At 65.2% G+C, this 10,005-nt stretch carries 10 protein-coding genes; 9 read left to right on the top strand and 1 reads right to left on the bottom strand.

Translation table 11 applies throughout. The features are described from left to right. Positions 1 to 236 precede the first annotated feature (236 nt). A complete protein-coding gene (aspA, locus tag Q0K00_RS10115; RefSeq protein ID WP_297229174.1) occupies positions 237 to 1,643 on the top strand; it encodes an aspartate ammonia-lyase in 1,407 nt (468 codons plus the stop codon). A 347-nt stretch (positions 1,644 to 1,990) separates the two neighbouring features. Here the strand turns inward: aspA and Q0K00_RS10120 are convergent, their stop codons facing one another. Further along, positions 1,991 to 3,310: a M23 family metallopeptidase gene (locus Q0K00_RS10120; protein WP_297229176.1), complete on the bottom strand. Its 1,320-nt coding sequence runs from the start codon at positions 3,308 to 3,310 to the stop codon at positions 1,991 to 1,993. 135 nt (positions 3,311 to 3,445) lie between these two features. Between Q0K00_RS10120 and Q0K00_RS10125 the strand changes: the two genes are divergently transcribed. From Q0K00_RS10125 to fbp, 8 genes are all read left to right on the top strand, one after another. Further along, entirely contained in the window at positions 3,446 to 4,129 is a 684-nt protein-coding gene (locus tag Q0K00_RS10125) for a protein-L-isoaspartate(D-aspartate) O-methyltransferase (RefSeq protein WP_297229178.1), read from the top strand. A gap of 25 nt (positions 4,130 to 4,154) precedes the next feature. After that, entirely contained in the window at positions 4,155 to 5,063 is a 909-nt protein-coding gene (locus tag Q0K00_RS10130) for an Mrp/NBP35 family ATP-binding protein (protein ID WP_297229180.1), read from the top strand. 119 nt (positions 5,064 to 5,182) lie between these two features. Beyond that, positions 5,183 to 5,767, top strand: a complete 585-nt coding sequence (gene pgsA / locus Q0K00_RS10135; RefSeq protein WP_297229181.1) for a CDP-diacylglycerol--glycerol-3-phosphate 3-phosphatidyltransferase — start codon at positions 5,183 to 5,185, stop codon at positions 5,765 to 5,767. Positions 5,768 to 5,774: 7 nt separating this feature from the next. Next, complete coding sequence (locus Q0K00_RS10140) at positions 5,775 to 5,960, top strand: hypothetical protein (RefSeq protein WP_297229183.1); 186 nt, start codon at positions 5,775 to 5,777, stop codon at positions 5,958 to 5,960. Next, complete coding sequence (locus Q0K00_RS10145) at positions 5,961 to 6,284, top strand: septum formation initiator family protein (RefSeq protein ID WP_297229185.1); 324 nt, start codon at positions 5,961 to 5,963, stop codon at positions 6,282 to 6,284. Then, positions 6,265 to 7,401 carry a hypothetical protein gene (locus tag Q0K00_RS10150; RefSeq protein WP_297229187.1) on the top strand — a complete coding sequence of 379 codons (1,137 nt, stop codon included), beginning with the start codon at positions 6,265 to 6,267 and terminating at the stop codon, positions 7,399 to 7,401. The genes Q0K00_RS10145 and Q0K00_RS10150 overlap by 20 nt, the downstream gene beginning before the upstream one ends. A 16-nt stretch (positions 7,402 to 7,417) precedes the next feature. After that, complete coding sequence (locus tag Q0K00_RS10155) at positions 7,418 to 8,872, top strand: hypothetical protein (protein ID WP_297229190.1); 1,455 nt, start codon at positions 7,418 to 7,420, stop codon at positions 8,870 to 8,872. Positions 8,873 to 8,908: 36 nt separating this feature from the next. Beyond that, positions 8,909 to 9,919, top strand: coding sequence for a class 1 fructose-bisphosphatase (gene fbp, locus Q0K00_RS10160; RefSeq protein WP_297229192.1), 1,011 nt, complete (start codon positions 8,909 to 8,911; stop codon positions 9,917 to 9,919). The last annotated feature ends 86 nt before the right edge of the window (positions 9,920 to 10,005 follow it).

The raw sequence follows: 10,005 nt of genomic DNA on the forward strand, positions 1-10,005 counted from the left end.
ACCCCTCCCGCGCCGGCAGCGACCCAACGGGCGGCCCGCAGGGCCGTGCCCGTTGGCGACGCAGGAGCCTTACGGGCATCGACAGCAGAGCGAGGGGTCCCCCTTCCCCCCAGATGAGCCGTACCCGTCAGGCTGGACGGCCTGCGGCACGTTGCCATGCGGCGGCGTTGCGGGTAGATTCGTGCGGGGGGGCGGTCGCCTTCCCGACACTTAGCCACGCAACGAAAGGACCGAGCATGAGCGAGACACGCAAGGAACACGATTTTCTTGGGGAGCTGGATATCCCCGCCGACATTTATTACGGCATCCAGACGTACCGGGCTGTGGAGAATTTCAAGATCTCCGGCATCAGCATCTCCATCCTCAGCAAGTTCATCCAGGGCATGGCCTGCGTGAAGAAGGCGGCCGCGCTGGCCAACTGTGAGCTGGGCGTGCTTTCGCGGGAGAAGTGCGACGCCATCTGCAAGGCTTGTGACGAGGTGGTGGCGGGCAAGTTCGACGATCAGTTCCCGGTGGACGTTTTCCAGGGGGGCGCGGGGACCTCGTGCAACATGAACGCCAATGAGGTCATCGCCAATCGGGCGCTGGAGATCATGGGGCACAAGAAGGGCGAGTACCAGTATTGCCACCCCAACAATGACGTGAACTGCTCGCAGTCCACCAATGACGCGTATCCCACGGCCATCCGCATCGCCCTGTACGCCAAGCTGACCCAGCTCATCGCGGACATGGACTACTTGCGGCAGGCGCTGGCCGACAAGGCGGAGGAGTTCCGGGATGTCATCAAGATGGGCCGCACGCAGTTGCAGGATGCCGTCCCCATGACGCTGGGCATGGAGTTCGCCGCCTATGCCGAGACCATCCATGAGGACATGATGCGCGTGGGTGAGGCGCGCAACCTCATTGCCGAGATCAATATGGGCGCAACGGCCATCGGCACGGGCATCAACAGTCCCGAGGGCTATGCCGCGCTGGTCACGCGCAAGCTGCGGGAAGTGGCGGGCGTGCCGGTGGAGATGGCGGGCAACATGGTGGAGGCCACGTCCGATACCGGGGCCTATGTGCAGCTTTCCGGGGTGCTCAAGCGCTGCGCCACCAAGATCTCCAAGATATGCAACGACCTGCGCCTGCTGTCCTCCGGTCCGCGCTGCGGCCTCAACGAGATCAACCTGCCGCCGCGCCAGCCGGGATCGTCCATCATGCCGGGCAAGGTCAATCCGGTCATGCCCGAGGTCATGAACCAGATCTGTTTCGACATCATCGGCAAGGACGTGACCATCACGCTGGCGGCCGAGGCCGGGCAGCTCGAGCTCAACGTCATGGAACCGGTCATCGCCTATTCGCTCTTTTCGGGCATGAAGCGGCTGGGGGCGGGCTGCCGCAGTCTGGTGGACTACTGCATCCGCGGCATCACGGCCAACCGGGAGCGCTGCCGGGAGATGGTGTATCATTCCATCGGCATCGTGACGGCGCTCAATCCCTATCTGGGGTACGAGACATCGGCTTCCATCGCCCGCGAGGCGCTGGAGAGCGGGCGTTCTCTGGTGGACATCGTGCGGGAGCGGGGCCTGATGAGCGAGGAGCAGCTCGACGCGCTGCTTGCGCCGGAGCATATGCTCCAACCGGGCAAGTGGAAGAAGTAGACGTTTCAAACTGGAAATGCCCCAGGGCCTGTTGACACTATTAGAGCGGATCCGCATTGAAATCGTGTCCGATCTCAATGCTGACGCTGCCCTCACACTACGGAAAAAGCGTGGTTTTTCCGTGTGTTCGGTTGCGGGTAGTCGCTCTCGCGACTACCAGAGCAATCCACATTTTCAATGTGGAATTGCTCTCGCTGTTTGTTTGGGGTGGACGGGAGCGAACAGCGTCAACAGGCCCCGGTCGGACGCCGGTACGGGAGCGGCCGGACCGTCCGGCAGGGGCGAGCGGGGACGAAAAAAGGGGGACCATACGGATGGTCCCCCTTTTCGCATCGTGTGGCGGCCGGTCACTGCGCGCCGCTGAGACGGCCGGTGATGTTGTCGCGGATCCACTTGCCGTCCAGCCATTCCAGCGGCGTGACTTCCACCCCGCCCACCAGGATGCCGAAATGCAGATGGTCCCCGAAGGCCAGACCGGTGCTGCCGGTCTTGCCGATGATGTCGCCCTTCTTGACCACGGTGCCCTTGCTCACGCTGATCTCGCTGCAATGCGAGTAGAGGGACATGAGGCCCATGCCGTGGTCGATGACGATGAGATTGCCGTAGATGCCCATATCGCCCACGAAGATGACGCGGCCGCTGTTGGCGGCGGGGATGTCGGCATTGCGGACGGAGGCGAGGTCGAAGCCCAGATGGTAGGATTCGCCCACCTGCTTGCCCTGATAGCTGAAGAAGCGATGATCCGCGAAGCCCGCGCGCGGGGCGGAGCGGGGCAGGCGGGTGAAGGTGCCGTCCCAGAGCTGACCGGCCACGGTATCGCGGCTGAGTTCGCGCAGGGATTCCACATTGGCGGCGCGGACGTTGTTATTGATGGTCAGGTAGCAGTCGAGCGGGGAGGAGGCTTGCGGCGCGAGGTGGCCGAGCTTGTTCTGCACGCTCATGAGGAAGTCGTCGCTGATGTTGATGCTGTCGCTCTTGAACTTGCGTTCCAGGGCCATGACGGTGAGGCGGTTGCGGGTGGTGTTGCCCGCAAGGTCGGTGGCCGTGATCTCGACGGCGTTCTTGTACTGCGCGGCGGTCATGGTGTAGGGGAAGGGGAAGTAGCAGAGGTAGCTGCCGTCCTTCTGGCGGTAGCCGGGCACGAAGTAGCCCGCCACCAGCACGCCGCTGGCGGCCACGTCCTCGTCGATGGTGTACTTGATGACCGTGGAGCCGCCGCGCCGGACGTAGGGGGGGAGGGTCTTGACGGAGATGCGCGGGGGCTGGGTGTCCAGACGCATGGAGCGCAGCTCGGTGCGGGTGTTGCCCTGTCCGAAACCGGCCAGCGAGGCGTCGGTAGCCTTGATCTCCAGCTCGAAGGCCCCTTCGCGCAGCCCGGCGTCCTTGAAGGGCACTTCCACGGTGCGCTCGGTGAGGTACTGATCGAAATGCTTGCTGAAGATGGTGTTGACCACGTTATTCTTGCGGATGCCCACGCTGAGCGAGCGGATGCCGGCGGGGTCGCTCATGGTGACGGTCAGGACGCTCGCCGGGGAGATGCGATCCGTCTCCGGGCTGACGGTGACGGTCGGTCCGTCCATATCCTTGAAGAAAACGTAGGCCGCGGCTCCAAGGACCCCGATGACCAGCAGCATCAGGATCGAGGAGAAAAACCCTTTTTTGCGCATGATGGACTCCTTGTATGCAAGACTTTCAGCCTTGCATACTTCGTCGATTTTTTCAAGAATGGTCTGCCGTCGCGGGCGGCGCCGCCCGACCGGGCACGTTGACTTGCTTGGCAAAATCTGTTTTGTGTCGGTGTCATGCAGTATTCAGGTCCTCCATCCTCCGTCCCGCCGCGCCCCGCGCGGGTGGATCCCAAGCGCCAGCGCGCCCGTATGGTGCGCGAGCTGGAGGCGCGCGGCATACGGGATGCGGCGGTGCTGGCGGCCATGAACGCCGTGCCCCGGCATCTCTTCGTGCAGGAGGCGCTGCGCGCCCACGCCTATGAGGACACGGCCCTGCCCATAGGATACGGGCAGACCATCTCCCAGCCGTCCACCGTGGCCCGCATGACCATGCTGCTGGAGACCTTCCCCGGCTGCCGCGTGCTGGAGGTGGGGACGGGCTCCGGCTATCAGACGGCGGTACTGGCCGCGCTGGGCTGCATGGTCATCACCATCGAATGCGTGCGCGAGCTGCACCAGCACACGCGGCGGCTCTTCCAGTCGCTGGCGCTGCGCGACGTGCACAGCCTGCTGGGGGACGGCACGCTGGGCCTGCCGGATGCCGCGCCGTATGACCGCATCATCGTCACGGCGGGCGGGCCGGTCGTCCCGCAGCCCCTGCTGCGGCAGCTTGACGACGGCGGCATCCTGCTTATTCCTGTAGGGACAAAACCCCGCAACCAGCGCCTGTTGCGTCTGGAGCGCCGCGGGGCCATCATCGAAAAAACGGATCTCGGCCCGGCCACCTTCGTGGATCTGGTGGGCGATCACGGCTGGTAGATCCGCCGCAGCAAGGAGCAAGGTTATGGCTTCCTGTTCTTCCTGTTCCTCCGCCTCGTCCTGCGCCTCGGCAGGGCATCCGGGGGGCGAGGGCTGTCTCGAGAGCGCCATGAACAAGCAGGACGAGACGATCGCCCGGCGTCTGGGACGCATCCGGCACAAGATCTTCGTCATGAGCGGCAAGGGCGGCGTGGGCAAGAGCTCGGTCACCGTCAACGTGGCCGCGGCGCTGGCCCATCGGGGCTTCAAGGTGGGCATCATGGACGTGGATATCCACGGCCCCAGCGTGCCCAATCTGCTGGGCCTGCCGTCCGGCATCGACATGAACGAGGACAACGCACTCGTGCCCTCCCGCTACAACGGCAATCTTTCCGTGATCTCCATGGATTCGCTGCTGCAGGACCGCAATACGGCCATCCTCTGGCGCGGTCCCAAGAAGACGGCGGCCATCCGGCAGTTCCTTTCGGACGTGGCCTGGGGGGATCTTGATTTCCTGTTCATCGACTCGCCGCCCGGCACCGGGGACGAGCACATGACCGTGCTCAAGCTCATCCCCGACGCCCTGTGCGTGGCCGTGACCACCCCGCAGGAGATCTCGCTGGCCGACGTGCGCAAGGCCGTCAACTTCCTGCATCATGCCGAGGGCAAGCTGCTCGGCGTGGTGGAGAACATGAGCGGACTGGTCTGCCCGCACTGCCATACGGAGATCGACCTGTTCAAGAAGGGCGGCGGCAAGGAGCTGGCCGCGCATTACGGCGTGCCCTTCCTTGGGGAAGTGCCGCTGGACCCGGTGACCGTGGTGTCGGCGGACAGGGGCGTGCCGGTGGTCTTCCTGGATCAGGAGAGCGCCGCCAAGGAGGCTTTCCTGAAAGTGGCCGACGCCGTCGCGGAAGCGGCGGAAGCCGGCAAGGCGGCCGTGCCGCCCGCGGAATAGCGTACACGCCATGCCGGAGGGGCCGCGGCCCCTCCGGGGACCGCGCCGTATTTCCGCTTTTATCCCGGCGGAAAATGTGTTAAGTGCCAATGATTCCCTGTCGGAGCCGACGATTGCCCATGAACCTGGCCAACAAGATAACGTTGCTGCGCATCCTGATGGTGCCGCTGATCATCGTCCTTTTGTATTTTGAAGGACCGGTCTTTTGCTTCCTGGCGGCCCTCGCCTTCGCCTTCGCCTCGTTGACGGACTGGGTGGACGGCTACATCGCCCGCCGCCGGAACATGGTCACGAGCATGGGGAAATTCCTCGATCCGCTGGCGGACAAGGTGCTCGTCTGCTCGGTGCTCATCATGTTCGTCCATCTGCAATGGGCCCCGGCCTGGGTGGTCATCGTCATGGTGTGCCGCGAGCTGATCGTGACCGGCCTGCGGGCCATCGCGCGGGACGAGGGCATCGTGCTGGCGGCCGACAAGTTCGGCAAGGCCAAGACGGTGCTGCAGATATGCGCCATCATCCCCATGACCCTGCATTATCCCTACTGGGGGCATGAGCTGTGGCGCGTGGGGGAATGGCTGCTCTATCTCGCCATGCTCATGGCCATCTTTTCCTGTATCAATTACTGTGTGGGCTTCTATGGAAAGCAGCGCAAGCAAACTTCAGCTGCGGCTGAAGAACTGCATACAGACGATCCTCGAGCTTGAGCCGCAAATGCAGGACAGCGGCCTTGAGCAGGTCTTTGCCCGCGAGCTGGAGGCTCTGCGGGCCTTTCTGGCACAGGTGGACGGCATGGCGCTGGTCGAGGCGGACGTCTGCCGTCTGGAGACGGCGACAGCGGTCTTTTTGTCCGAGCTGCGCCCCAGCATGGGGGCCGGCGGGCGCAGGGTGTTGCAATAGATGGTCGCGCGAGTCGCCATCCTCGTCTCGCTCTGGACCCTCAACCTGATTTTGTTCTTCCATATGGTCTGGGGCGAGGGCGGTATCCTGGTCTATCGCGACCTCAAGCGTACCTACGCCTCGATGGAGCAGGAGATAGCCCGCATCGACGCGGAAAACCTCGCCCTGAGCCGGGAGATCCGCCTTTTGCAGACAGACAAGCAGTACGTGGAGAAGATGATCCGCGAACGTCTGCATTATGTCCGGGAGAACGAGTTGCTGTATCTTTTCTCGTCCGATAAGGACGCCGCTAACGGGACGGCTGATGATGACGGAAAAAATTGAATGGTACAAGGAAGTTCTGGAACTGGAGCCCAACTCCAAGGTGTTTCTGCCGCTGGCCCATCTCTACGCCTCGCGCAACGAGATCGACGAGGCCGTGGCCGCGCTGGAACACGGGCTGAGCCGCCACCCCGAGCACATGGAGGCGCGTCTCTTCCTCATCGAACTGCTCTACAAGGCCGGCCGTCAGGCGGATTGCACCGTCCATGTGCGGGAGATGAGCCGCCTGTTCTCGTCCTACGCCCATTTCTGGCAGGCCTGGGCCGTGTGTCTGCGCACGGCGGGCGAATCGCCCGAGATGTCGGCCGCCCTGCGCCTCATGGCGGTGAATTTCCTCTATGGCCCCATCTCCGTGAGCACGCTCATGGAAAAGGGCCTGGACGCCGTGCTCGGTGAACTGACGCCCGCCGCCGGGAAGGTGGCGGACAAGGTGCTGGCCGCCTCGGCCCCTGTCGTCGAGGTCCCGGCCGTCGAAGCTCCGGTCGTCGAAGCCCCGGCCGCCGAGGCCCTTGCCGCCGAAGTCCCCGAAGCGGAAGCGCCCGCCGCGCCCGAAGCGGATACGGCCGCGCCCGCCGCGCATCCCTTCGCCGCCGAACCCGCGGCGGAAGAGGAGAACGACGACGACGTGCTGCCCGCCGACATGCCGCTGCCGCGTGACGCCGAGCTGGACATGCCCGTCAATTTCGCCGGTGAGGACGACGAGGCGCAAGCCGATGCCGAGGATACGCTTGCCGCTGAGCCTGACGTGGCCTCGGCCGACGCGCTGACCCCCGCCGCGCCCCGGCTGGTGGTGGCCCCCGCCGCGCAGGCCGACGGCGGCGCGGAAGAGGGCGAGGAAGGCTTCTCCCTGCGGACGCGCTCCATGGCCGAAGTGCTGGCCGAGCAGGGCGACCTGCGCGGCGCGCTGGACATCTATCAGGAGCTGGAAGCCGCTGCAGCCTCCGAGGAAGAGCGCGCCGACCTGCATCAGCGCATCGCCACGCTGACCGCCCGCCTGTCCGGGCAGACCGTGCTCGAACCGGCCACGGACCAGCCGCTTGAGGCCGTCCCCGGCAAGGAAAAGCTCATCAACGTGCTCGAAGCGCTGGCCGAGCGCGTCGAAGCCAGGGCCCAGAACTGATCCGGGAGGCACGCGCGTGAAGAAAACGATTCTGTGCGGAACGGTGCTCGCGGGCAGTCTGGCCCTGTGCGCCTGCAGTTCCTACCAGCCGACCAAGAACGCCTGGAAGACCACCAAGGACCTCTGGTACAGCTACGTCAGCGTGCCCGCCAAGGTGGATTACAGCGAAAAGGGCGACCTTTCGCCGCGCGCCATGGCGCTGTCCACCTGCATGATGGGTATCGACGTGGAGCTTTCCCGCTTCGAGCGCACCATGATGAACGCCGACAGGGCCCCGACGCGGGAATGGCTGGATAAGCTTTTTGCCGACTACCCGTGGGTGAGCGGCTTTGCCGGGGTCAAGTACGACGGCACGCTGCTCGGCCACGAGCCTGGCCCCAGCCTGAAGAACCTCGACTTCATCCCGCTCCTCTACGAGGACAAGAAGCAGAACAGCCGCGCCCTGCGCGGCTATGTGCAGCAAAGCCCCCTCGGCCCGGAAGTGATGCTGGCCGCGCCGCTCTATGACGGCATGGACTTCCTCGGCGTGGTGGTGGCCCACTTCGACATGCGGGCGCTCTCCAAATTCTCCAGCAGCCCGGAAGATCTCGTCATCCTCTCGCCCTCGGCGTTGCTCTGGCCGGGCAAGTACGACTTCGCCGCCACGCCGCTGGCCGGGGTGGACTGGGATACCGCCGCCCGCAAGAGCACCAGCGGCACCTGCACCAACGATCGCGGCAGCTTCTACTATCAGGTGCGCTACCTCGGCAACCTGCCGCTCATCTTTGCCGTGGTCGAGTCCGGGACCTTCCCCGAAGGCAACGGCGACGTCAATCAGGGCACGCGCTTCTTCCCGCAGATCACCGAAAAGCTGCCGCCCCCGCCGCAGCCCGAACGCAAGAAGAAGGACGACGAAGCGCCGTCCACCACGCCGCAGTTCGGCGCTTCCGAGGAGGCCCTCGACCCGCTGAGCGCGGCGGATGCCGAGATCCGCGCCACGCAGCAGCCGCACGACATCCAGCCCGGCAGCGAGCAGTCCGTGCTCGAACCCGGCCAGCCCGCGCCCGCGCGCAAGTCTCGCGTGCAGGAGCGCCAGCTCGAAGGCGAGAACGTGCAGGTCCGCCGTCCGCAGCGTCGCCGTCTGCATATCCCCGACGAGGCGCTGGAGATCCCGGAAACGCCCAAGCCGGAACCGCGTCCGGCCGTGCAGATGCCCAGTCCCTTCGGACCGCGCGGCGCACGTCCCACCGACAGCGCGAGCGAGACCGCACCCGCCGAGACGCCCGCTGCGACCCAGCCTGATGCCGGGCAGGGCGCCGCGCCCGCGCAGGAGAGCGGAGCCGAAAAGGCCGCGCCCGCCGCGGAAAAGGCCGAACCGGCGGCAAAGCCCGCCGAAGCGCCGGAGGAGGCGTCTCCCGCCGCGACCGAGGAACCGTCCAAGCCCGCGACACTGCCGGGGGGACGCCCCAGTCCCTTCGGGCCGCGCAACTGATGTCGCGCGCATCCGCCACGATGAGGAAACATGAGCATGAATACTGAAGTCACGGTTACAGAGCATCTGCTCCTGCATCAAAAGAAGTCGCCGCACGCCACGGGGCAGTTCACCGGCCTGCTGTACGACCTCATCCTTTCGGGCAAGTCCATCGCCTTCCGCATCAACAAGGCGGGGCTGCTGGACGTGCTCGGCGGGACCGGGGAGATCAACGTGCAGGGCGAGAACGTCCAGAAGCTGGACGACATCGCCAACCGCATCATGATGTACCGCATGGAGCGCTGCGGCGCGCTGTGCGCCATGTCCAGCGAGGAAGAGCCGGACCTCATCCGCGTGCGGCCCGAATTTCCGCGCGGGGACTACATCCTGATCTTCGACCCGCTGGACGGCTCCTCCAATATCGACGTCAACGTCAACGTGGGCACCATCTTCTCCATCCTGCGCCGCCCCGAAGGCAACGACGGTGAAGTGACGCTGGAGGAAGTGCTCCAGCCCGGCTGGAAACAGGTCGCCGCGGGCTATGTGCTCTACGGCCCCTCCACCATGCTCGTGCTGAGCACCGGGCAGGGCGTGCACGGCTTCACCCTCGACCCCGGCGTGGGCGAGTTCCTGCTCTCGCATCCCGACATGACCATCCCCGAACAGGGCTACATCTATTCCGTCAACGAAGGAAACCGCCAGAACTGGGACGAGGCCACGCGCGAAGCCGTGGAATGGTTCCATACGGCGCCCGCCTCCAACGGCAAGAACTACTCCGCCCGCTACGTCGGCTCGCTGGTGGCCGACTTCCACCGGACCCTCATCTACGGCGGCATCTACATGTATCCGCCCGACAAGGCCAAACCCAACGGCAAGCTCCGCCTCATGTGCGAAGCCAACCCGCTGGCCTTCCTGGCCGAACAGGCTCGCGGCAAAGCCTCCGACGGCTACGGCCGTATCCTCGACCGGCAACCCGACAAACTCCACGCCCGCACGCCCCTCTTCATCGGCTCCGCGCGCGATGTGGAGGCCGTGGAGGCCATCTACGCCAAATATCCGCGCCCGTAGGGACTGCTAACACTATTCGTTGTCTGTTTGGGGGGCGCCGGGCGCGGTTCACCTCCGGCGTGGTCGAAGTGTTGTTGAGAACGAGC

Source organism: uncultured Desulfovibrio sp. (assembly GCF_944327235.1).
GTDB lineage: Bacteria > Desulfobacterota > Desulfovibrionia > Desulfovibrionales > Desulfovibrionaceae > Desulfovibrio.